Origin of the sequence: Rhodovulum steppense, from assembly GCF_004339675.1 — a bacterium.
GTDB lineage: Bacteria > Pseudomonadota > Alphaproteobacteria > Rhodobacterales > Rhodobacteraceae > Rhodovulum > Rhodovulum steppense.
On the sequence record NZ_SLVM01000002.1, the window covers coordinates 133050 to 154153 of the forward strand.

Here is a 21104-nt window from a genome sequence, read left to right on the forward strand (position 1 = left end):
CGCGCAAGCCCGCGCGAGGGGCCATTGCCGCGCTCAGCGCAGCCGCTGGCCGTTCGCCACCACCTGGCCGTCGGGCGTGACTTCGATCTGCGAACTCAGCGTGTCGCCCTCGCCGGTGGGCCGGGCGAACATGCCCAGCATCATGCGCATGCCCATTGCCTGATCCGGCGGGACCAGCCCCATCGCCACCAGCCGGTCAAGCAGCGTGTTCCCGCCCGCAAGCCGCAGCGCGATCCCGCCGGTGGGCCGGGGCATCCCGTCGAACGTGACCTTGTCGGAATTGTCGAAGACGAAGGCCCCGTTGCCGGTCAGTTCCGCCCCGGCAAGGCTGAGCTTCAGATCCTTGACGTTCAGCTCGTGCAGTTCGGCGGGCGCCTCGGGTGACTGGGCGACCGCCGGGTTGGTCAGGTCGGACAGAAGCCGCACCTTGCCCGCCAGGTCGATCACCAGCGTCGCCGGATCGCGCGGCAACTGGCCCGAGGGGTCGAACATGGCCCAGATGCCATCGCTGATCGTCAGCCCGGCAATCCGGGTCAGCAGCCCGAAATCGGAGGGCGCCGCACTCCGGACCATCGGCATGCGGAAGCTGAAGGCGCTGTCGTCAAAGGTGACGTCGATCCGGGGCAGCGGCAGCGTCGAGCCGGAAATCCCGATCTGCCCCCTGGTCGAGCGCACATCATACAGCATGCCGCCATCGGCCAGCGCGAAATCCAGCGTCCCGGGCCCAAGGGTTGCCGCGACATTCGTGCTTTCGCCCGCCTGCGCCATGTCCATGGCATAGGCCATGCCGCCATGGGCGATCTTGCCGGTCGAGGCGAAACCCGCCGCCAGCATCGCGCCCAGATCCGTGGTCTGCATGCCCGCCGGAACCGTGCTGGAGGAGGACACGACCAGATCGGTCATCTCGCCGCCGAACTTGAAACGCGCCCCGTCCTCCGGATTGGTCGCGTTCATGTCCAGCCGCGCGGTGGCGGCGTTCAGGGTGCCGTCGATCCGCCCGGTCGCGCCCTCGGCCATCGTGTAGCCGCCGGAAATCCCCCGCGCCGACATCTCCATCGCCATGTCCATCGGCTGGCCATCGACCAGCATCTGATCGAGGGCAAAGGACGCCTCGGGCGCGGCGAAATCATAGGCGATGGCACCGGCATTGCCGCGGGCGGTCATGCTGAGATCGCGCTGGCGCAGCGTCATCTTCATCTCGACGCGCTCGCCCGTGTCCGATGTCGACGAGACCACCAGCGGGTACTCCGGCGCAAGGCGGATCGACACCGACCCGTCGCGGTTCTCGGTAAAGGCGATGTCGCCCATAGCACCCGAGGCCGAGCCGCTGGCGGTTTCCATCGCCATGGTCACGTCGCGGACGGTCAGGGTGTCGCCCGACTTCGTTTCGCTGCCGGAAATGGTCTGGCCGGACCTCTCGGCCAGCGCCTTCCACGAGGCCCAGACCTCGGCGGCGGTCAGATCGGCCCAGGCCGGCGCGGCGATGGCCAGCGCGGCGACGATGGCCCCGGCAGAGGCCGAGATGCGCAGCAGCATGTGTTCCCTTTCATGGCAGGATGTCAGGCTTGAATGTCGGTGCTTGGCCGGGGGGAGTCAACGCCACGTTGCTCTGGTCTGCCGCCAGAGGCTGGGCTAGGACTTGGCCCGAGGCATTTTGCTGACGATGAGGGGTAACATGGGTGAATTGTCGGGCCAGAGCGTTCTGATCACGGGAGCCAGCCGCGGCATCGGCGCCGCCGCCGCACGCGCCTTTGCCGAAGCCGGGGCAAGGGTGGCGCTGGCCGCGCGCAGCGAACAGGCGATTGCCAGCATCGCGCGCGAGATCGGCGGCGGGGCGATCGCCCTGCGCTGCGACGTGGCCGATTTCGCACAGGTCGCGGACGCGGTGCGCGCCACGGTCCGGGCCTTCGGGCAGATCGACATCCTGGTGAACAACGCCGCCGTGATCGAACCCATCGCGCGCTTGCAGGATGCCGATCCCGGCGAATGGGCGGCGGCAATCGACACCAACCTCAAGGGCGTCTTCCACGGCTTTCGCGCGGCCATGCCGGTGATGGCGGCGGCAGGCGGCGGCACGATCCTGACCATCGGCTCGGGTGCGGCCCATAACGCGATGGAGGGCTGGAGCGCCTATTGCACCGCCAAGGCGGGGGCCGCGATGCTGACCCGCTGCGCCGATCTCGAAGGCCGCGCGCAGGGCATCAGGGCGATCAGCCTGTCGCCCGGCACCGTCGCGACCGACATGCAGAAGACGATCCGCGACAGCGGCGTGAACCCGGTCAGCCGTCTGGACTGGGCCGAGCATGTCCCCCCCGCCTGGCCCGCCCGCGCGCTGGTCTGGATGTGCAGCGCGGATGCCGACGAGTTCCTGGGCCAGGAGGTGTCGCTGCGCGAACGCGCCATCCGCCGCCGCGCGGGGCTGCCCTCGTGATCGGGCTGGACAAGGACGGCGCGCGCTGGGTTGTGACCCTGAACCGGCCCGACAAGGCCAATTCGCTGACCCGCGCCATGCTGGGCGATCTGGACGACATCCTGGCCGAGGCGGCGCGCGCACGCATCGCGGCGCTGGTCATCACCGGCGCGGGCAAGGTATTCAGCGCGGGCGCGGATCTGGACGAGGCGCGCGCGGGACTGGCCACCGATCCGGTCTGGGAAAGCGTCTCGGGCCGGATCGCGGCGCTGGACGCGCTGACGGTGGCGGCGCTGAACGGCACGCTGGCGGGCGGCGCCTTCGGCATGGCGCTGGCCTGCGATCTGCGGCTGGCCGTGCCCGAGGCCAAATTCTTCTATCCGGTGATGAAGCTCGGCTTCCTGCCGCAACCGTCCGATCCCGGGCGGCTGGCGGCGCTGGTCGGCCCGGCGCGGGCCAAGCTGATCCTGATGGGCGGCGCAAGGATCGGCGCGGACGAAGCGCTGTCCTTCGGGCTGGTGGACCGTCTGGTGCCGCAGGATGGGCTGATGGCAGCGGCGGACGATCTCTTGGCCGCTCCGCTCGCCGCGTCGCCTGAACACCGGGCGGCCATCAAGGCGCTTATCGAATAGGGGACGCCCTGAAACAGGGCGCCCGCCTGTGTTATCCGGTCAGGCTGATGACGCCATCATGCAGCCTTGCGGCGGCGGCGCAGCGCGGCCATGCCGCCCAGGCCCGTCAGCAGCAGCAGACCCGCCGCCGGCACCGGCACCGGAGCGACCGCATAGTCCCCAAGGTTGGAGAGGAGCTGGACCTGCGTGACGTTCCCTTCGAAGAACCACATTGTCATGGAATATGTGCCGGCCGGCCCCGCCCAATTCGCGTTGGAGTTGCTGCCTGGCGCACGGATGCCGTTGTACTCGAGGAAGGTATTGCCGTCGATGATCAGGCGGAAGCCGTCATCAGAGGTCACGCTGATGTTGTCGCCAGTGTTCAGTGAAACAAACCCGGTGAAGCGGAACACCGATTCCTGGATGTTTGCCGGGTTGGTCCCGACAATGGACCCTGCGTCGGCTGCAAGGAAATCCGACAGCGAACCGATTGCCCAATTGGCGCCGGCGTTGCCGTAGCTAAGTGCGGTGGACGTGAACGTGGCGGTCGGCGCACCCGCGGCCTGCGCGATCGCTTGGCTGAGGAAGTCCGGTCCGTCGATCGAGTTTGCGGGCGCGTCCCAGAACTCGCCGTTGAAGGTTGCCGCGGACGCTCCGCCAGCGGTCATGCAGCCGATGGTTGCGACTGCGATCAGATATTTACGCATGTCAGATATTCCCCCTTTAAATCAACTCATGAAGCGACCGAGCGCACACCCGGCCTTCGCGTGCCTGTGCACAGAGCGAAGGTTAACAAAAAAACGACACTCTCTCCACGTTTTTCCGCGTCGGCCTGTGCTGCCGGGGGCGTGCCATCGCGTCCCTGGCCGTGCAGGGACGTGGCGATGGGGCTGATCTGCCGGTCCCGCACTACGCACGCACGAGTTTCTCGTAGGCGTCGACCATCTCGCGGGCCAGCGCGCCGACCTCGAAATTGTAATCGCCGATCTGGCCCACCGGCGTCACCTCGGCCGCGGTGCCGGTCAGCCAGCATTGCTGGAAGTCTTCAAGCTCCTCGGGCATGATATGGCGCTCATGGACCTTGATCTGGCGGTCATGCAGCATCCCGATCACGGTCTGCCGCGTGATGCCGTTCAGGAAGCAGTCGGGTTTCGGCGTGTGCACCTCGCCATCCCTGACGAAGAAGATATTGGCCCCGGTCGCCTCGGCGACATAGCCGCGATAGTCGAACATCATCGCATCCGAACAGCCCTTGGCCTCGGCCGCATGCTTGGACATGGTGCAGATCATGTAGAGACCGGCGGCCTTGGCCTGGCTGGGCGCGGTGGCCGGGTCCGGGCGGCGCCATTTCGCGATGTCAAGCTTCGCGCCCTTCATCTTGGCATCGCCGTAATAGGCGCCCCATTCCCAGGCCGCGACCGCCATGCGCACCGGGTTGCGACGCGAGGCGACGCCCATATCCTCGCCCGCGCCGCGCCAGGCAAGCGCGCGCACATAGGCGTCCGTCATGCCGTTGGCCTGCATGACCTGCGCCTTGGCCGCTTCGATCTCGTCGACGCTGTAGGGGATCTCGAAGTCGATCAGGCTGGCCGAGGTCCTCAGCCGCTCGGAATGCTCGCGCGACTTGAAGATCCGGCCGCCATAGGCGCGCTCGCCCTCGAAGACCGACGAGGCATAGTGCAGCGCATGGGTCAGCAGATGCACATTGGCCTCGCGCCAGGGCACCAGTTTGCCGTCCATCCAGATGAAGCCGTCGCGGTCGTCATAGCCAGTCATGGCGCTTCCCCTTCGCTTGCCCTTTCGGGGCGGTGTTTTTCCTAATGTTGCGCGAATTAGGTCCGCTTCGGACATAATATTGCGCGAAATCCACGGCTCGCTACCAGTTGAGTCTTGGAAAGTCAACAAGGCTGACATAAGATCGCCCCGGATCGGTCAGCGGTGAAATCGGACGGGGGTGTGGGTATGTCACAGGGCGCATCCGCGGTTGCACAGAAGAGCGGCGAGAGCCTGCTGTTCCTGACCGACGACCAGATCCGCAAGGGGATCGAGGCGATGTTCTTCGCCTATCGCGGCTTCACCGCCGACCCCGACCGCATCCTTGACGAACATGGCTATGGCCGGGCGCATCACCGCGCGATCCATTTCATCCATCGTTCGCCCGGCACCACGGTCAACAACCTCCTGTCGATCCTTGGCGTCACCAAGCAGTCGCTGAACCGCGTGCTGCGCGCGCTGGTCGAGGACGGGCTGGTCGAGGCCCGCATCGGCCATCGCGACAAGCGCGAGCGGCATCTCTACCTGACCGAGGCGGGGGCCGCGCTGGAACAGAAGCTGTCGGACGCCCAGCGCGAACGCATGCGCGCGGCCTATCGCGCGGCGGGGCCGGTGGCGGTGGCGGGCTTCCGGCAGGTGCTCGAGGCGATGATGGATCCCGAGATGCGGCGCCATTTCGACGGGTTGTCGGACAGTTCGCGATGACGTCCATGCCGGGCATTCACCTTCTCGTGGTCGATGACGATGCGCGGATCCGCGATCTGCTGCGCAAGTTCCTGCTGCGCAACGGCTTTCTGGTCAGCACGGCGCGCGATGCCGGGCATGCGCGGCGGCTGCTGGGGGGGCTCGACTTCGACCTGATCGTGCTGGACGTGATGATGCCGGGCGAGGACGGGGTTTCCTTCACCCGCTCGATCCGGGCCGACATCGCGACGCCGATCCTGCTGTTGACGGCGCGGGGCGAAACCTCGGACCGGATCGCGGGACTTGAGGCAGGCGCCGACGATTACCTGCCCAAGCCCTTCGAACCCAAGGAACTCCTGCTCAGGATCAATGCCATCCTGCGCCGTGTGCCGCAGGTCAGCACCCCGGCCGATCTGCCCAAGGTCCTGCATCTGGGGCTGGTGCGCTATGACGTCGGCCGGGGCGAGCTGTGGGCGGGCGACGAACGGGTGCGCCTGACCGCGACCGAGGCGCAATTGATGCGCATCTTTTCCGCCCGCCCCGGCGAGGCGGTCAGCCGCACCCGGCTGGTCGAGGAGCTGGGCCGCGACGGCGACCAGGCCCAGGAACGCGCGGTCGATGTTCAGATCACCCGCCTGCGCCGCAAGATCGAGGCCGACCCGCGCCAGCCGCGCTATCTGCAGACGGTGCGGGGCGAAGGCTACATGCTGGCGCCCGATTGAGCCTTGCCGGGCCCCGCCCCGCCCCCTAGCCTTCGGGCCATGACAACCGCGCTGATCACCCATCCCGACGCCCTGACCCATGTCACGCCGCCCGGCCATCCCGAACGCGTGGCCCGGATCGAGGCCGTGAACGAGGCGCTGACCGCGCCCGAATTCACCTTCCTGATCCGCGAAGCCGCGCCGCTGGCCGACGCATCGCAGGCGCTGAACGGCCACCCGCAGGGCTATATCGACAAGCTCAGGGCCGCGGTGCCGGTCTCGGGCGAGGTGGCGCTCGACCCCGACACATGGCTGTCGCCCGGTTCCTGGCAGGCGGCGCTGCGCGGCTTGGGCGGGTGCCTGCGGGCGGTTGACATGGTGCTGGGCGGCGAGGCCCGCAATGCCTTCGTCGCGATGCGCCCGCCCGGCCACCATGCCGAGGCGCGGCGCGCGATGGGGTTCTGCCTGCTGTCCAATGCGGCGATCGCGGCGAAATACGCGCTGGACCATCACGGGCTGGCGCGGGTCGCGGTCATGGATTTCGACGTGCATCACGGCAACGGTACGCAGGACATCCTGTGGGACGAGCCGCGCGCGCTGTTCGTCTCGACCCACCAGATGCCGCTTTATCCCGGCACCGGCGCGCCCGACGAACGCGGCGCGCATGACAACATCCTGAACGTGCCCCTGCCGCCCCATTCCGACGGCGCGCGGTTCCGGGCCGAGGTGGAACGGCAGGTCCTGCCCCGGCTGGACGGGTTTGCACCCGACCTGCTGATCGTCTCGGCGGGGTTCGACGCGCACAGGGCCGACCCGCTGGCGCAACTGGACCTCGGGGCAGAGGATTTCGCCTGGGTCACCGAACGGCTCTGCGACATCGCCGACGCCCATTGCGGCGGCAGGGTGGTCTCGACACTGGAGGGCGGCTATGATCTGGATGCGCTGGCCGCGTCCGTCGCGGCGCATGTCAAGGTGCTGATGGAGCGGGGCGCATGACCGACAAGCCGGTGTCCGAGATGAGTTTCGAAGAGGCGATGGCCGCGCTGGAGGCGGCGGTCACGGCGCTGGAACGGGGCGATGTGCCGCTCGAAGAGTCGATCACGCTGTCGGAACAGGCCGCGACGCTGAAACGGCATTGCGAGAAGAAGCTGAAGGAAGCCGAGGAAAAGGTCGCCCAGATCACGCTGGACGGCAACGGCAATCCCACCGGCACCACCCCCGTCGAGGGGATGTGATGTTCCAGTCGCAACTGAAGGACGCCGCCGCCCTGATCGAGGCGCGGCTGATGCGGGCCTTGGCCGATGCCGCCGACCAGCCCGTGACGCACGCGATGCGCTATGCGGTGGCGGGCGGCAAGCGGCTGCGCGGCTTTCTGGTGATCGAGGGGGCGGCGCTTTACGGCGTGTCGGCCGGTCAGGCCGTGCATGCCGCCGCCGCCATCGAGGCGATCCATGCCTATTCGCTGGTCCATGACGACATGCCCTGCATGGATGACGACGACCTGCGCCGGGGCCTGGCCACGGTGCATATCAAATGGGACGAGGGCACCGCGCTCTTGGTGGGCGATGCGTTGCAGACGCTGGCCTTCGGCCTGCTGGCCGATCCCGCCTGCCATCCCGACCCGTCCGTGCGGATCGACCTCGTGGCCTCGCTGGCGCGGGCCGCGGGCATCGACGGCATGGTGCTGGGCCAGGCCCAGGACATCGCGGCGGAAACCGCAGGCCGGGCGCTGAATCTGGCCGAGATCACCGAGTTGCAGGCCAACAAGACCGGCGCGCTGATCCGCTGGTCGGCCGAGGCGGGCGCGCGGCTGGGCGGCGCCGATATCGCGCCCTTGTCATCCTACGCGACCGCGCTGGGGCTGGCCTTCCAGATCGCCGACGACATCCTCGATGTCGAGGGCGACGTGGAAAAGACCGGCAAGCGCGTGCAGAAGGATGCCGATGCGGGCAAGGCGACCTTCGTCTCGCTGCTGGGACTGGATGGCGCCCGGGCAAGGGCGCGCGATCTGGTGGACGAGGCCTGCGCCGCGCTGGACCCCTTCGGCCCAAGGGCCGATGCCTTGCGGGAAACCGCCCGCTTCGTTATTGCGCGCGACACCTGACCCACGCGCCCCAAAGGACCGATCGCTTGACCAACCGTCCCCATACGCCGCTGCTCGACCGCGTCACCAGCCCGACCGACCTCAAGGGCCTGTCCGATGCCGAGCTGATCCAGCTGGCCGATGAATTGCGGCAGGAAACCGTTTCCGCCGTGTCCGAGACCGGCGGGCATCTGGGCGCGGGGCTGGGCGTGGTCGAACTGACCGTGGCGCTGCATGCGGTCTTCGACACGCCGCGCGACCGGCTGATCTGGGATGTCAGCCATCAATGCTATCCGCACAAGATCCTGACCGGACGGCGCGACCGCATCCGCACCCTGCGCCAGAAGGACGGGCTGGCGGGCTTCTGCAAGATGAAGGAAAGCGAATACGACGCCTTCGGCGCGGGCCATTCCTCGACCTCGATCTCGGCCGCGCTGGGCTACGCGGTCTCGCGCGACCTGGGCAGCGCGCCCGAGGCGGGCGTGGGCGACGCCATCGCCGTGATCGGCGACGGGGCGCTGTCGGCGGGCATGGCCTACGAGGCGCTGAACCATGCCGGTCACCTCAAGACGCGGCTGTTCGTGATCCTGAACGACAACGAGATGTCCATCGCGCCGCCGGTGGGGGCGATGTCGACCTACCTCAACCGGCTATACGCAGGCGCACCCTTCCAGGAGTTCAAGTCGCTGGCCAAGGGCGCGGTCGGTTTCCTGCCGCAACCCTTCCAGGAAGGCGCCAAGCGCGCCAAGGACCTGATCAAGCATGTCACCGTCGGCGGCACGCTGTTCGAGGAACTGGGCTTCTCCTATGTCGGCCCGGTCGATGGCCACGATCTGGACCAGCTTCTGCCGATCCTGCGCACGGTCAAGGCCCGCGCCACCGGGCCGATGCTGATCCATGTCATCACGAAAAAGGGCAAGGGCTACGCCCCTGCGGAAAACGCGCCCGATTGCGGGCATGGCGTCTCGAAATTCGACGTGGCGACCGGCGAGCAGGTCAAGACGCCTGCAAACGCGCCCAGCTATACCAAGGTCTTCGCCAACGCCCTGATCGCCGAGGCGCGGACCGATCGCAAGGTCGTCGCCGTGACCGCCGCCATGCCGGACGGCACCGGGCTGAACCTCTTTGCCGAACGCTTCCCCGAACGCAGCTTCGACGTGGGCATCGCCGAACAGCATGCCGTGACCTTCTGCGCCGGGCTGGCGGCGGGCGGGCAGAAACCCTTCTGCGCGATCTACTCGACCTTCCTGCAACGGGGCTATGACCAGATCGTGCATGACGTGGCGATCCAGCGGCTGCCCGTGCGCTTCGCCATCGACCGGGCGGGGCTGGTGGGGGCCGACGGGCCGACCCATGCGGGCGCCTATGACACCGCGTTTCTGGCGAACCTGCCCGGTTTCGTGGTGATGGCCGCCGCGGACGAGGCCGAACTGGTGCATATGGTGGCAACCGCCGTCGCGCATGAAGAGGGGCCGATTTCCTTCCGCTTCCCCCGCGGCGAGGGGGTGGGCGTCGACCTGCCCGAAAAGGGCACCCCGCTGGAGATCGGCAAGGGCCGCATCATCGCCGAGGGCGAGCGCGTGGCGCTGCTGAATTTCGGCGCCCGGCTGAAGGAGGTGCGCGAGGCGGCGCAGGCGCTCTCCGCCCATGGCATCCGCCCCACTATCGCGGATGCCCGCTTCGCCAAGCCGCTGGACGAGGACATGATCCTGCGCCTCGCGCGCGAGCACGAGGCCGTCATCACCATCGAGGAGGGCGCGCTGGGCGGCTTCGGCAGCCATGTCGCGCAGCTTTACGCCGAGAAGGGCGTGTTCGACCGCGGGCTGAAATTCCGCGCGATGATGCTGCCCGACATCTTCATCGACCAGGCCAACCCCGCCGACATGTATGCGGTCGCCCGCCTGAACGCCCGCGATATCGAGACCAGGGTGATCGAGGTTCTGGGCGCCTCCGGGGCGGCGATGCGGCAGGCCGGGGCCTAACCGATAAGGCCACGCACCCCGCCGGTCTGGCCCCGGTCCAGCAGCAGGTGGTCCAGGATCACGCAGGCCATCATCGCCTCGCCCACCGGCACGGCGCGGATGCCGACACAAGGGTCATGGCGGCCCTTGGTGACGATCTGGGTTTCCTCGCCCGCCCGGGTGATCGTGCGCCGCGGCGTCAGGATCGACGAGGTCGGCTTGACGGCAAAGCGCACCACCACGTCCTGCCCGGTCGAGATGCCCCCCAGGATCCCGCCCGCATGGTTCGACGCATAGACCGGCTGGCCATCCGCGCCCGGCGTGATCTCGTCGGCATTCTCGACGCCGGTCAGCGCGGCGGCCGCCATGCCCGCGCCGATCTCGACGCCCTTGACGGCATTGATGCTCATCATCGCGGCGGCCAGATCGCTGTCGAGCTTGCCATAGACCGGCGCGCCCAGACCGGCGGGCACGCCCTGCGCCACCACCTCGACCACCGCACCGACAGAATTGCCCGACTTGCGCATCTCGTCCAGATAGGTGGCCCAGTCCTCGGCCGTCCGGGCATCGGGGCACCAGAACGGATTCGCCTCGATCTCGGCCCAGTCGAATCGTTCGCGGTCGATCAGATGCGGCCCCATCTGCACCATGTAGCCGGTGATCCGAATTTCGGGCGCCAGCACCCCCAGCACCGCGCGCGCCACGCCGCCCGCGGCCACCCGCGCCGCGGTTTCGCGCGCCGAGGACCGCCCCCCGCCACGCGGATCGCGGATGCCGTATTTCTGCCAATAGGTGATGTCCGCGTGTCCCGGTCGGAACGCCTGGGCGATGTCGCCGTAATCCTTCGACCGCTGGTCGGTGTTGCGGATCATCAGCTGGATCGGCGTGCCGGTGGTCCGCCCCTCGAACATGCCCGACAGGATTTCCACCGCATCGGGTTCCTGGCGCTGGGTCGTGAACCGGTTCTGCCCCGGCCTGCGCCGGTCCAGCCAGTGCTGTAGCATCCCCTCGTCCAGCGCCACGCCCGGCGGGCAGCCATCGACGGTCGCCCCCAGCGCGGGCCCGTGGCTTTCGCCCCAGGTGGTGACGCGGAACAGGTGGCCGAAACTGTTCAGGCTCATGCGGGCTCTCCTTCTGGCGCGTCCGGCATAGCGGGCGGGCGCCGCCCCCTCAAGAGCTTTGCCTTGCGGGAAGGGCCGCGGGGCGCTAGCGTCGGGTTTACCTCGGGGTGCCCCGTCATGGGGCTGAGATGCGGAAAGGCCCGCGAACCCGTCGAACCTGACCCGGTTAGAACCGGCGGAGGGAAGGTGACTGGACAACCTCCACCCTTGCCCGACCGCCCCGCAAACGGAGGATGACCATGCGACTGCCGCTCATCGCCGCGGGGATTCTGTGCGCCACGACCGCCGTGGCCGAGACCCCCGTGCTGACCGTCTATACCTATGACAGCTTCATCTCGGACTGGGGGCCCGGTCCGCAGATCGAAACCGCGTTCGAGGCCATCTGCGGCTGCGACCTGCGCCTTGTCGCGGCGGGCGATGGTGCGGCGCTTCTGGCCCGGCTGCGGCTGGAGGGTGCGCGCAGCCCGGCCGACGTGGTGCTGGGGCTCGACACCAACCTGATCGCGGCGGCCGCCGAAACCGGCCTGTTCGCGCCGCACGGGATCGCGCCGCCCGCTCTGGATCTGCCCGTCGAATGGACCGACGCGACCTTCCTGCCCTATGACTGGGGCCATTTCGCCTTCGTCTACGACAAGACCCGCCTGCCCGAACCGCCCGACAGTTTCGAGGCCCTGATCGCCGCCGAAGGCCTCAAGATCGTCATCCAGGACCCGCGCAGTTCCACCCCCGGCCTCGGCCTGCTGATGTGGGTCAAGGCCGCCCATGGCGACCGCGCGCCCCAGATCTGGGCCGGGCTGGCCCCGCGCATCCTGACCGTGACCAAGGGCTGGTCGGAAAGCTACGGGATGTTCCTGGAGGGCGAGGCCGACATGGTGCTCAGCTACACCACCTCGCCCGCCTATCACCTGATCGCCGAGGACGACGACAGCAAGGCCGCCGCGCCCTTTGCCGAAGGCCATTACCTTCAGGTCGAGGTCGCAGGCCGCGTCGCCTCATCGGACCAGCCGGAACTGGCGCAGGATTTCCTGCGCTTCATGCTGTCGGATGCCTTCCAGTCGGTGATCCCGACGACCAACTGGATGTATCCGGCCGTGACGCCCGCGGCCGGGCTGCCCGACGGGTTTCAGACCCTGTTTCGCCCCGAAACCTCGCTTCTGCTTTCCGCGGAAAAGGCCGCGGCGGTCCGCGATACGGCCCTGGCCGAATGGCGCGACGCGCTCAGCCGCTAGGGCGCGCGCTGCCCGCGGGGCTGGCCGCGGCGGGCGCGATGCTGGGGCTGAGCCTCGGCACGCTGGCCGCGGTCGCCTGGCGGGCCGAGGGCACATCGACGCTTGGCCCCGCAGATTGGGCGGCAGTGCGCTTTACGCTGACCCAGGCGCTGCTGTCGGCGGCGCTGAGCGTCGCGCTGGCCGTGCCGGTGGCGCGCGCGCTGGCCCGGCGGCAATTTTCGGGCCGCGCGCTGCTGATCGCCCTGCTCGGCGCGCCCTTCATCCTGCCGGTGATCGTCGCGGTCATCGGGCTTCTGGCGGTGTTCGGGCGCAGCGGGCTGATCTCGCAGGCACTGGCGCCGCTGGGCCTTGGCCCCATCGACATCTACGGGCTGGGCGGCGTGGTGCTGGCGCATGTGTTCTTCAACCTGCCGCTGGCAACGCGGCTGATCCTGCAAGGCTGGCTTGCGATCCCGGCCGAACGGTTCCGGCTGGCGGCCTCGCTTGGCTTTACTGCGCGCGATGTGGCGCGGCGGCTGGAATGGCCGATGCTGCGCAGCGTGCTGCCCGGCGCCTTCCTCGTGATCTTCCTGATCTGCATGACCAGTTTCGCCGTGGCCCTGACACTGGGCGGCGGACCGCGGGCGACGACGGTGGAGCTGGCGATCTACCAGGCGTTCCGGTTCGAATTCGACCTGGGCCGCGCCGCCCTGCTGTCGCTGATCCAGGTCGCGCTTTGCGCAGGCGCGGCCGCGCTGGCCTTTGCGGTGACGGTGCCGGGCGGGTTCGGCGCGGGGCTCGACCGGCCGCTGACGCGCCGGGATGCCGGTGGGCCGGGGCTGCGGCTGCTGGACGGGCTGTGGATCGGGCTTGCCGCGCTGTTCCTGCTGGTGCCGCTGGGAATGATCGTGGCGCGCGGGCTTGCCGGTATCCTCGATCTGCCCCCCTCCGTGTGGCAGGCCGCAGGGCGCTCGCTGGCGGTGGCGCTGGGCTCGGCGGCGCTGACGCTGATTCTGGCCCTGCCGATGGCGCTGGCGGCGGTGCGGCTGGGCGGGCTGCGCGGGGCAGCCTTGCAGGCTGCGGGGCTGATGGCGATTGCCGCCTCGCCGCTGATGATGGGCACCGGGCTGTTCATCCTGCTCTTTCCACTGGCCGATCCGGTCGCGCTGGCGCTGCCGCTGACCGCGCTGGTGAATGCGGCGATGAGCCTGCCCTTCGCCCTGCGCGCCCTGACCCCCGCCGTGGCCGAGGCCGAGGCTGGCTTTGGCCGGCTTGCCGACAGCCTGGGCCTGCGCGGCACCGCCCGGCTGCGGCTGGTGCTGCTGCCCCGGCTGCGGCGGCCCATCGGCTTCACGCTGGGGCTGTCCGCGGCGCTCTCGATGGGCGATCTGGGCGTCATCGCCCTGTTTGCCGATCCGGGCCAGGCCACGCTGCCCTTGCAGCTCTACCGGCTGATGGCCGCCTACCGGATGGAGGCGGCGGCGGGCGCGGCACTTCTGCTGCTGGCGCTCAGCCTGGGGCTGTTCTGGATCTTCGACCGCGGAGGGCGCGTCAATGCTGAGGCTTGAGCGGCTGGGAATCGTTCAGGGCGCGTTCCGCCTCTCGGCCGACCTCGCCATCGAGACCGGCAGGATCATCGCGCTGCTCGGCCCTTCGGGTGCCGGGAAATCCACGCTTCTCGACGTGATTGCGGGCTTCCTGCCGCCGACATCGGGCCGGGTGCTGTGGAATGATGCCGATCTCGCCCCGCTGCCGCCGGGCGCGCGGCCGGTCTCGATGCTGTTCCAGGACAACAACCTCTTTCCGCATCTAAGCGCCGCGCAGAATGTCGGCCTTGGCCTGCGCCCCGACCTGCGGCTGTCCGCCGATCAACGCAGCGCGGTCGATCTGGCATTGACCCGGGTCGGGCTGGAAGGCCTGGGCGCGCGCAAGCCTGCGGAACTGTCGGGCGGACAGCGCAGCCGGGTGGCGCTCGCGCGGATGCTGCTGCGCGGCCGCCCGCTGATGCTGCTGGACGAGCCCTTCGCCGCGCTTGGCCCCGCGCTCAAGGCCGAGATGCTGGGGCTGGTCGCGGAACTGGCCCGGGAAACCGGCGCAACGGTCCTGCTGGTGACGCACGACCCGGCCGATGCAGGCGCCATTGCAGACGAGACCGTTCTTGTTGCCGACGGGATCGCCCATCCCCCGCGCCCGACCCGCGCGCTTCTGGCCGACCCGCCCGCGGCGCTGCGTGCCTATCTGGGCTGACCCTTTCGCTTCTTCTGGCCGGAAATATCCTCGGGGGGTCCGGGGGGCAGACGGCCCCCCGGCCTCCGCCAGGGGGCCAGGCACAACGAAAAACGCGCCCCGGGGGGCGCGTTTTCCTTCCGATCCGGACGGGATCAGATCTGTTTCTTGGGCTTGTAGGGCGCCCAGAGACGCTTGTTCGTCAGGTAGAGCAAAACCGTCAGCACCGTGAGGAACATGACCGAGACGAAACCCGCCTGCTTGCGCGCCATCAGATGCGGCTCTGCCGCCCACATCAGGAAGGCCGCGACGTCCTTTGCCTCCTGACGCATGGTGGCCTCGGTGCCGTCGGCATAGAAGACATCATCCCCATAGAGGATCGGGGCCATGCTGCTCCAGTTGTCGGGGAAGACCTCGTTGTAGTAGAAGAACGACCCCGCCTCTTCCTTCATGTCATCGGTAAAGGATTGCAGGTAGGTGGCGATGTATTCCGCGCCGCCCATGCCCTTGAAGAGCTGGTTGAGCCCGGTGCCATGCGGCCCATGGAACCCAGCACGCGCCTTGGCCATCAGGCTGAGATCGGGCGCGTTGGGATCCATCGACGCGGGGAAATGGTCGGTCGGCTTGGCCGGCCGCCAGTCTTCCAGTTCCTCGTCGAAGACCTCGAAGGTCTCGGCGTAGTCGCGCATCGCCTCGTCGCTGAGGCTTGGACCGCCCGGATCGGCCAGCGTCCGGAAGGCCACCAGTTCCAGCCCGTGGCAGGCCGAGCAGATCTCGGTATAGACCTGCAGGCCGCGTTGCAACTGGGCCTGGTCGTAGCGGCCGAAGGGACCCTCGAACGAGAAGTCGTAATCGGTCACATTGGCCCCGCCGCCGGCGGCGAGGGCGCCGCCCGCCCCAAGCGTCAGGGCGGTCAGCGCGGTGATCGTGAGTTTCTTGAACATTCTTCCGATCCCTTCTCTCACTCGGCCGGGCTGGGGGCGGCCTTGCCGCTGGCCGCGCCATCGCCGTAGTGGGCGTTGAAGTCTTCCTCGATGGTCTCGGGCTGGGGCAGCGGCTTCTCGATCACGCCCAGCACCGGCAGCACCACCAGGAAGAAGGCGAACCAGATGACCGAACCGATCAGTGCGACGGTCGGGTAGATGCCCTCGGCCGGCATGGCCCCCGCCCACATCAGGACGAAGAAGTCGATGAAGAAGATCCAGAAGGCGACCTTGAACATCGGCCGGAACCGCCCCGAGCGCACGTTCGACGTGTCGAGCCAGGGCAGCAGCGCCATGACCAGGATCGAACCGAACATCGCCAGCACGCCGAAGAACTTGGCGTCGATCACGCCGAAGGACATCCAGTCGAGCAGCTGCACGGCCCAGACCTCGCCATCGAAGGCCCGCAGGATCGCGTAGAACGGCAGGAAGTACCATTCGGGCACGATATGGGTCGGCGTCACCAGCGGGTCGGCGGGGATGTAGTTGTCGGGATGGCCCAGATAGTTCGGCATGAAGCCGACGATCGCAAAGAAGATCACCAGCACCACGCCCAGCGCGAACAGGTCCTTGATCACGAAATAGGGCCAGAACGGCAGGGTGTCGCGATCGGCTTCCTCACGCGAGGTCCGGCGCACCTCGACCCCGGTGGGGTTGTTGTTGCCGGTCGTGTGGAAGGCCCAGACATGCACGATGGACAGGCCCAGGATCACGAAGGGCAGCAGGTAGTGCAGCGAGAAGAAGCGCGTCAGCGTCGGGCTGTCCACCGCCGGGCCGCCCTGCAGCCAGATCAGCAGCGGCTCGCCCACCCACGGGATCGCACCGAACAGGCCGGTGATCACCGTCGCGCCCCAGAACGACATCTGCCCCCAGGGCAGAACATAGCCCATGAACGCGGTCGCCATCATCGCCAGGTAGATCAGGATGCCGATGATCCAGGTCAGTTCGCGCGGGCTCTTGTACGAGCCGTAATAGATGCCGCGGAAGATGTGCAGGTAGACCGCGACGAAGAACAGCGAGGCGCCGTTCATGTGCAGGTAGCGGATGAAATCGCCGCCATTGACGTTGCGCATGATGTGCTCGACCGAGGCGAAGGCCATGTCGGCATGCGGCACATAATGCATCGCCAGAACGATACCGGTGATGATCTGCAGCACCAGCGTGAAGAACAGCACGACGCCCCAGATCCACATCCAGTTCAGGTTCTTCGGGGTGGGGATCATCAGGGTATCGTAGAGAAGGCCTACGATCGGCAGGCGCCGATGCAGCCACTTCTCGGAGCCCGATTTCGGCTCGTAGTGATCGTGAGGAATACCGGACATCGGGTGCTCCCTTAACCGAGTTGAATGGTCGTCTCGTCCACGAAGGACGCGACCGGGATGTACAGGTTCTCAGGCGCGGGCCCTCTGCGGATGCGCCCTGCGGAATCGTAGTGCGACCCGTGGCAGGGACAGAACCACCCGCCGTAATCACCCGACTGGTTGCCGATGGGCACACAGCCCAGATGGGTGCAGACGCCGATCATCACCAGCCAGCGCCCCTCGTCGTCCATGGCGCGGTTCTGGTCCGTGGCCTGGCCCGGCTTGTTCGGGTTGCGCGAGTCGGTATCGACCAGATCGCCAAGGGGGATCGAGCGGGCCAGTTCGATATCCTCCTGCGTGCGCAGGCGGATGAACACCGGCTTGCCAAGGAATTTCACCGTCAGCTGCTGGCCTTCGACGACCGAGGACACGTCGACCCGGATCGAGCTGAGCGCCTGGACATCGGCAGAGGGATTCATCTGGTTGATCAGCGGCCAGGTCGCCGCCCCGGCGGTCACGACACCCGCGCCCGCCGTCGCATAGTAAAGGAAATCGCGGCGGGTACCGTCGTGATCTTCTGCGTGCGACACGAGAAATTCTCCTTTCCATGACCGGAGGTCCGGTCGGTTCGCAAACAGGCCGCAGGAAAAGCCCCGGCCTTTTTCCGGACTTACCTAGCCCCCGTTAACACTTGCGTCCAGCGGACATAGTCGCGCAGCAAGGGGGGTGGGCCGGTCGAATTCCGGTCGACTGTCGTATACCCGGCACATCTGGCCTCAGCCAGAAGAATCTGGCTGCTTAGAGCGATTCTGAGACGTTCCACCGCATGCGGGACGCCCCTGCGGACGTTCCGGGCGCCCGTCTCGGCTCACGGCCTTTTTACGAGGCATCAGCCCCCCGGAGCGGTCTGTTCCATCGCCGGGCGCCGGGCGAATCCCGCCTCCCAGGCGGCCAGCGACTCGCGGCCCTGCCGCCAGTCGCGCGCGCCGTGACGGAAATCGAGATAGCCCAGCGCACAGCCCAGCGCGATCTGCCCCATCGTCAGCGGCCCGGCAAGCTGGCTGATCCAGCGCGCCTCGATCGCATCCAGCGCGCGGGTGACCCTGTCCCATTGCCCCTCGATCCAGGGCGCGCTGCGCTCGGCCTCGGGACGGCAGCGGGTTTCGTAGACCATCAGCACGGCGGCATCCATGATGCCATCGGCGGTCGCCTCCAGCGTCAGCACCTCCCACAACCGGCTTTCGGGATAAAGCCCGCCCCCCGCCCGCGCATCCAGATAGCGGCAGATCACCCGGCTGTCGTATAGCGCCGGTCCCTCGGGGCGGGTCAGGACGGGGATCTTGCCCAGCGGGTTCTCGGCCAGCGGCATCTGTCCGGGGTCCAGCGCGGTGCCCGCCGCAGGCAGGACCTCGACCGCGTCGATCTGGCCGGTCTCGATCAGCACCACCCGCACCTTGCGGCAGAAGGGCGAGGCCGGATTGTCGTAAAGCTGCATCATACCCGGCGGAAACGGATGCGGCCCAGCGCGCTCGCGTCGATCTCGATGCCGGGACCGGCCGGGCCCACGCGGATCGTGCGTTTCATTCGTGCGCCGCCATTGACCTGTTCGCTGTCGCGGCGGAACTGCACGCCCTCGTGCAGCTCGTCCATCGCATCCTCGCTGCGCTGGTCGCGGCGCAGCGGCGTGCTGTAGCGGGTGATGGCATAGGCCGCCAGCGCCAGCGCACCATAGCGCAGCGCCACACCGGCAATCGGGGCAATCGGCAGAGGCATCGCGGTTCCTCCCTCGGTCGGCGAAAGGATAGGCGAAGGCGGGGCGGCTGTCCATTCACGCATGGCTGCGGGCAGGTTCAGACCCTATTCCGCCTGAAGTCGCCCGTCTGCCTGCCCGGTGACGGTCACGGTCACGATCCGCCCCTCGGGCCGGTCGCTGGCCAGATCGACCTCGGCGAACTGCTCGGTCCGGCCCATCCGCGGGCTTTCCATCAGGACGCGATGGCTGCGCCCCACCTGCGCGGCCAGATGCGCGGCGGCGGCCCGATCGCCCGCAGCACGCAGCCGCGCAGCCCGGTCGCGGATCGCGGCGCCGTCGACCTGGGGCATCCGGGCCGCGGGCGTGCCGGGCCGCGGCGAATAGGGGAAGACATGCAGCCAGGTCAGGCCGCATTCCTCGACCAGCGCCAGCGAGTTCGCGAACATCGCCTCGGTCTCGGTCGGGAAACCGGCGATGATGTCGGCACCAAAGGTCATGTCCGGGCGCAGCGCGCGCGCCTCCCGGCAGAAGCGGATGGCGTCGGCGCGGGAATGCCGCCGCTTCATCCGCTTCAGGATCAGGTCATCCCCCGCCTGCAAGGACAGGTGCAGATGCGGCATCAGCCGGTCTTCCCCGGCGATGGCCCGCATCAGCGCCGGATCCGCCTCGATGGAATCGATCGACGAAATCCGCAGCCGCGCCAGCCCCGGCACCAGCCGCAGTATGCGCGCCACCAGATCGCCCAGCCGCGGCGCCCCGGGCAGATCCGCGCCCCAGCTCGTCAGGTCGACCCCGGTCAGCACCACCTCGTTATAGCCGCGCTCCACCAGCCGGGCGATCTGGTCCACCACGACGCCCGCGGGCACCGACCGCGAATTGCCCCGGCCAAAGGGGATGATGCAGAAGGTGCAGCGATGGTCACACCCGTTCTGCACCTGCACATAGGCGCGGGATCGCGTGCCGAAGCCGTCGATCAGGTGGCCCGCCGTCTCGCGCACCGACATGATGTCGTCGACCATGACCCGCTCGGTCTGGCCGATGAAATCGGGGCCTGCGAGTCGCGCCCAGGTCTCGGGGCGCATCTTCTCGGCATTGCCGAGCACCAGATCCACCTCGTCCATCGCGGCAAAGGTCTCGGGCTCGGTCTGGGCGGCGCAGCCCGTCACCACGATCCTCGCCCGCGGATTGTCGCGGCGCAGGCGGCGGATTTCCTGCCGCGCCTTGCGCACGGCCTCCGATGTGACGGCGCAGGTGTTCACGATCACCGCGTCGTCCAGCCCCGCGCGGGCGGCCAGCTCCTTCATCGCCTCGGTCTCGTAGGCGTTCAGCCGACAGCCAAGCGTGGTGAACCGGGGGGCGGCGCGATCCATCTAGAGCGCCCCCAGAAAGGCCGGGGTCAGCATCCCGTCAAAGACATGCGCCGTCGGCCCGGTCATCCAGACGCCATCCGCGCGCCAGTCGACCTGCAATTCGCCGCCATCCAGATCGACCGTGACGCGGCGCCCGGTCAGCCCCCGCCGGGCCGCCGCCACCGCAACCGCGCAAGAGGACGACCCCGAGGCCAGCGTGATCCCCGCGCCCCGCTCCCACACCCGCATCCGCAGCCGGTCGGGGCCGGTGACCTGCACCACCTGAACATTGGTGCGGGCAGGGAACAGCGGGTGGTGTTCATGCGCGGCGCCAAAACCCGCCAGATCCACCGCCGCCACATCCGGCACGAAAAAGGTGCAATGCGGGTTGCCCATCCCCGTCGCCACCGGATCGCCCGGGATCGGCAGATGCAGGCTGTCCATCGGCTCGGCCAGCGGAATGTCGGCCCAGTCGAGCAGGGGCGCCCCCATATTGACCGAGGTCAGCCCGCCCCCGGCATCGCAGGCCGCCAGCATCCCGCGTTCGGTGACCAGCCGCAGCGCCGCCTTGCCGGTTTCGTCCATCAACCGGCGCGCGATGCAGCGGGTCGCGTTGCCGCAGGTGGCCGAGGCCGACCCATCGGCATTGAAGAACACCAGCCGCGCATCGGCCCCCTCGGCAGGCTCGATCACCGCCAACTGGTCGAAGCCCACGCCCCGGTGCCGATCGGCAATGGCCGCGACAAGGCCGGGCGTCAGCGGCACCCCGCCCCCCCGCGCGTCGATCACGACGAAATCATTGCCCAGCCCGTGCATCTTGGCGAAGGGCAGACCGTTGCTATGAAGCGTTTCGACCATGGGGCCGCCCTATACTCCCCCCGCCGCGCCGAATCCAGCGGCACCGTGCAAGGCGGCCGTTTTTGCCCTTGACCGCCTGCCG

General features: G+C 68.4%; 22 protein-coding genes and 1 riboswitch. Of the genes, 11 read left to right on the top strand and 11 right to left on the bottom strand.

The genetic code is table 11. The features are described 5' to 3' along the window. Positions 1 to 33: 33 nt before the first annotated feature. A complete protein-coding gene (locus EV216_RS01820) occupies positions 34 to 1536 on the bottom strand; it encodes a DUF2125 domain-containing protein (RefSeq protein ID WP_132693346.1) in 1503 nt (500 codons plus the stop codon). A 139-nt stretch (positions 1537 to 1675) separates the two neighbouring features. Between EV216_RS01820 and EV216_RS01825 the strand changes: the two genes are divergently transcribed. Beyond that, a complete protein-coding gene (locus EV216_RS01825; protein ID WP_132693347.1) occupies positions 1676 to 2431 on the top strand; it encodes an SDR family oxidoreductase in 756 nt (251 codons plus the stop codon). Then, a complete protein-coding gene (locus EV216_RS01830; RefSeq protein WP_132693348.1) occupies positions 2428 to 3042 on the top strand; it encodes an enoyl-CoA hydratase/isomerase family protein in 615 nt (204 codons plus the stop codon). The genes EV216_RS01825 and EV216_RS01830 overlap by 4 nt, the downstream gene beginning before the upstream one ends. Positions 3043 to 3098: 56 nt before the next feature. Here the strand turns inward: EV216_RS01830 and EV216_RS01835 are convergent, their stop codons facing one another. Beyond that, positions 3099 to 3728, bottom strand: a complete 630-nt coding sequence (locus EV216_RS01835; RefSeq protein WP_132693349.1) for a VPLPA-CTERM sorting domain-containing protein — start codon at positions 3726 to 3728, stop codon at positions 3099 to 3101. A gap of 202 nt (positions 3729 to 3930) precedes the next feature. After that, positions 3931 to 4797: a branched-chain amino acid aminotransferase gene (locus EV216_RS01840; protein ID WP_132693350.1), complete on the bottom strand. Its 867-nt coding sequence runs from the start codon at positions 4795 to 4797 to the stop codon at positions 3931 to 3933. A gap of 186 nt (positions 4798 to 4983) precedes the next feature. On the opposite strand from EV216_RS01840, the gene EV216_RS01845 reads away from it, so the two are divergent. Genes EV216_RS01845 through dxs form a run of 6 tightly spaced genes read left to right on the top strand, consistent with a single transcriptional unit; the run spans position 4984 to position 10244 of the window. Beyond that, positions 4984 to 5499 (top strand): MarR family winged helix-turn-helix transcriptional regulator, encoded by a 516-nt coding sequence (locus tag EV216_RS01845; RefSeq protein ID WP_132693351.1) that lies wholly within the window; start codon positions 4984 to 4986, stop codon positions 5497 to 5499. Continuing rightward, positions 5496 to 6200: a response regulator gene (locus EV216_RS01850; RefSeq protein ID WP_424511161.1), complete on the top strand. Its 705-nt coding sequence runs from the start codon at positions 5496 to 5498 to the stop codon at positions 6198 to 6200. The genes EV216_RS01845 and EV216_RS01850 overlap by 4 nt, the downstream gene beginning before the upstream one ends. A gap of 39 nt (positions 6201 to 6239) precedes the next feature. Continuing rightward, positions 6240 to 7175 carry a histone deacetylase family protein gene (locus tag EV216_RS01855; RefSeq protein WP_132693353.1) on the top strand — a complete coding sequence of 312 codons (936 nt, stop codon included), beginning with the start codon at positions 6240 to 6242 and terminating at the stop codon, positions 7173 to 7175. Beyond that, a complete protein-coding gene (locus tag EV216_RS01860) occupies positions 7172 to 7414 on the top strand; it encodes an exodeoxyribonuclease VII small subunit (RefSeq protein ID WP_132693354.1) in 243 nt (80 codons plus the stop codon). The genes EV216_RS01855 and EV216_RS01860 overlap by 4 nt, the downstream gene beginning before the upstream one ends. Continuing rightward, positions 7414 to 8283, top strand: a complete 870-nt coding sequence (locus EV216_RS01865; protein ID WP_132693355.1) for a polyprenyl synthetase family protein — start codon at positions 7414 to 7416, stop codon at positions 8281 to 8283. Before EV216_RS01860 ends, EV216_RS01865 begins: the two co-directional genes overlap by 1 nt. A 26-nt stretch (positions 8284 to 8309) precedes the next feature. Next, positions 8310 to 10244, top strand: coding sequence for a 1-deoxy-D-xylulose-5-phosphate synthase (dxs, locus tag EV216_RS01870; protein ID WP_132693356.1), 1935 nt, complete (start codon positions 8310 to 8312; stop codon positions 10242 to 10244). Here dxs and aroC read toward each other — a convergent pair. Continuing rightward, on the bottom strand, positions 10241 to 11344 hold the full coding sequence (gene aroC / locus EV216_RS01875) for a chorismate synthase (protein WP_132693357.1): 1104 nt from the start codon (positions 11342 to 11344) through the stop codon (positions 10241 to 10243). The two genes, dxs and aroC, sit on opposite strands and share 4 nt — an antisense overlap. A gap of 93 nt (positions 11345 to 11437) precedes the next feature. Beyond that, positions 11438 to 11545, top strand: a riboswitch (TPP riboswitch). A gap of 38 nt (positions 11546 to 11583) precedes the next feature. Between aroC and thiB the strand changes: the two genes are divergently transcribed. From thiB to EV216_RS01890, 3 genes are read left to right on the top strand one after another with little or no spacing between them, the layout of a single operon-like run. Then, complete coding sequence (gene thiB / locus EV216_RS01880) at positions 11584 to 12573, top strand: thiamine ABC transporter substrate binding subunit (RefSeq protein WP_132693358.1); 990 nt, start codon at positions 11584 to 11586, stop codon at positions 12571 to 12573. Continuing rightward, the gene (locus EV216_RS01885) at positions 12549 to 14120 is read left to right on the top strand and encodes a thiamine/thiamine pyrophosphate ABC transporter permease ThiP (protein ID WP_132693359.1); all 1572 of its coding nucleotides are present in this window, start codon (positions 12549 to 12551) and stop codon (positions 14118 to 14120) included. The genes thiB and EV216_RS01885 overlap by 25 nt, the downstream gene beginning before the upstream one ends. Then, a complete protein-coding gene (locus EV216_RS01890) occupies positions 14107 to 14799 on the top strand; it encodes a thiamine ABC transporter ATP-binding protein (RefSeq protein ID WP_132693360.1) in 693 nt (230 codons plus the stop codon). The genes EV216_RS01885 and EV216_RS01890 overlap by 14 nt, the downstream gene beginning before the upstream one ends. Positions 14800 to 14933: 134 nt before the next feature. Here the strand turns inward: EV216_RS01890 and EV216_RS01895 are convergent, their stop codons facing one another. From EV216_RS01895 to dapF, 7 genes are all read right to left on the bottom strand, one after another. Beyond that, positions 14934 to 15722: a cytochrome c1 gene (locus EV216_RS01895; RefSeq protein WP_132693361.1), complete on the bottom strand. Its 789-nt coding sequence runs from the start codon at positions 15720 to 15722 to the stop codon at positions 14934 to 14936. A gap of 17 nt (positions 15723 to 15739) precedes the next feature. Continuing rightward, complete coding sequence (locus EV216_RS01900; protein WP_132693362.1) at positions 15740 to 17083, bottom strand: cytochrome b; 1344 nt, start codon at positions 17081 to 17083, stop codon at positions 15740 to 15742. Positions 17084 to 17094: 11 nt separating this feature from the next. After that, a complete protein-coding gene (petA, locus tag EV216_RS01905) occupies positions 17095 to 17652 on the bottom strand; it encodes a ubiquinol-cytochrome c reductase iron-sulfur subunit (protein WP_132693363.1) in 558 nt (185 codons plus the stop codon). 299 nt (positions 17653 to 17951) lie between these two features. After that, positions 17952 to 18557: a glutathione S-transferase gene (locus EV216_RS01910; protein WP_132693364.1), complete on the bottom strand. Its 606-nt coding sequence runs from the start codon at positions 18555 to 18557 to the stop codon at positions 17952 to 17954. After that, complete coding sequence (locus tag EV216_RS01915; protein WP_132693365.1) at positions 18557 to 18835, bottom strand: hypothetical protein; 279 nt, start codon at positions 18833 to 18835, stop codon at positions 18557 to 18559. The genes EV216_RS01910 and EV216_RS01915 overlap by 1 nt, the downstream gene beginning before the upstream one ends. 84 nt (positions 18836 to 18919) lie before the next feature. Beyond that, entirely contained in the window at positions 18920 to 20185 is a 1266-nt protein-coding gene (gene mtaB / locus EV216_RS01920; RefSeq protein WP_132693366.1) for a tRNA (N(6)-L-threonylcarbamoyladenosine(37)-C(2))-methylthiotransferase MtaB, read from the bottom strand. After that, positions 20186 to 21022: a diaminopimelate epimerase gene (gene dapF / locus EV216_RS01925; RefSeq protein ID WP_132693367.1), complete on the bottom strand. Its 837-nt coding sequence runs from the start codon at positions 21020 to 21022 to the stop codon at positions 20186 to 20188. Positions 21023 to 21104: the final 82 nt, after the last annotated feature.

What these genes read in the sequence shown, in the direction of transcription:
- EV216_RS01840 (WP_132693350.1), bottom strand. Translation starts at nt 4,797, where the DNA reads ATGACTGGCTATGACGACCGCGACGGCTTCATCTGGATGGACGGCAAA.
- EV216_RS01895 (WP_132693361.1), bottom strand. Translation starts at nt 15,722, where the DNA reads ATGTTCAAGAAACTCACGATCACCGCGCTGACCGCCCTGACGCTTGGG.
- EV216_RS01910 (WP_132693364.1), bottom strand. Translation starts at nt 18,557, where the DNA reads ATGCAGCTTTACGACAATCCGGCCTCGCCCTTCTGCCGCAAGGTGCGG.
- EV216_RS01885 (WP_132693359.1), top strand. Translation starts at nt 12,549, where the DNA reads ATGGCGCGACGCGCTCAGCCGCTAGGGCGCGCGCTGCCCGCGGGGCTG.
- EV216_RS01890 (WP_132693360.1), top strand. Translation starts at nt 14,107, where the DNA reads ATGCTGAGGCTTGAGCGGCTGGGAATCGTTCAGGGCGCGTTCCGCCTC.
- EV216_RS01855 (WP_132693353.1), top strand. Translation starts at nt 6,240, where the DNA reads ATGACAACCGCGCTGATCACCCATCCCGACGCCCTGACCCATGTCACG.
- EV216_RS01835 (WP_132693349.1), bottom strand. Translation starts at nt 3,728, where the DNA reads ATGCGTAAATATCTGATCGCAGTCGCAACCATCGGCTGCATGACCGCT.
- EV216_RS01850 (WP_424511161.1), top strand. Translation starts at nt 5,496, where the DNA reads ATGACGTCCATGCCGGGCATTCACCTTCTCGTGGTCGATGACGATGCG.
- EV216_RS01845 (WP_132693351.1), top strand. Translation starts at nt 4,984, where the DNA reads ATGTCACAGGGCGCATCCGCGGTTGCACAGAAGAGCGGCGAGAGCCTG.
- dapF (WP_132693367.1), bottom strand. Translation starts at nt 21,022, where the DNA reads ATGGTCGAAACGCTTCATAGCAACGGTCTGCCCTTCGCCAAGATGCAC.
- EV216_RS01820 (WP_132693346.1), bottom strand. Translation starts at nt 1,536, where the DNA reads ATGCTGCTGCGCATCTCGGCCTCTGCCGGGGCCATCGTCGCCGCGCTG.
- mtaB (WP_132693366.1), bottom strand. Translation starts at nt 20,185, where the DNA reads ATGGATCGCGCCGCCCCCCGGTTCACCACGCTTGGCTGTCGGCTGAAC.
- EV216_RS01915 (WP_132693365.1), bottom strand. Translation starts at nt 18,835, where the DNA reads ATGCCTCTGCCGATTGCCCCGATTGCCGGTGTGGCGCTGCGCTATGGT.
- EV216_RS01860 (WP_132693354.1), top strand. Translation starts at nt 7,172, where the DNA reads ATGACCGACAAGCCGGTGTCCGAGATGAGTTTCGAAGAGGCGATGGCC.
- EV216_RS01865 (WP_132693355.1), top strand. Translation starts at nt 7,414, where the DNA reads ATGTTCCAGTCGCAACTGAAGGACGCCGCCGCCCTGATCGAGGCGCGG.
- aroC (WP_132693357.1), bottom strand. Translation starts at nt 11,344, where the DNA reads ATGAGCCTGAACAGTTTCGGCCACCTGTTCCGCGTCACCACCTGGGGC.
- EV216_RS01900 (WP_132693362.1), bottom strand. Translation starts at nt 17,083, where the DNA reads ATGTCCGGTATTCCTCACGATCACTACGAGCCGAAATCGGGCTCCGAG.
- thiB (WP_132693358.1), top strand. Translation starts at nt 11,584, where the DNA reads ATGCGACTGCCGCTCATCGCCGCGGGGATTCTGTGCGCCACGACCGCC.
- EV216_RS01825 (WP_132693347.1), top strand. Translation starts at nt 1,676, where the DNA reads ATGGGTGAATTGTCGGGCCAGAGCGTTCTGATCACGGGAGCCAGCCGC.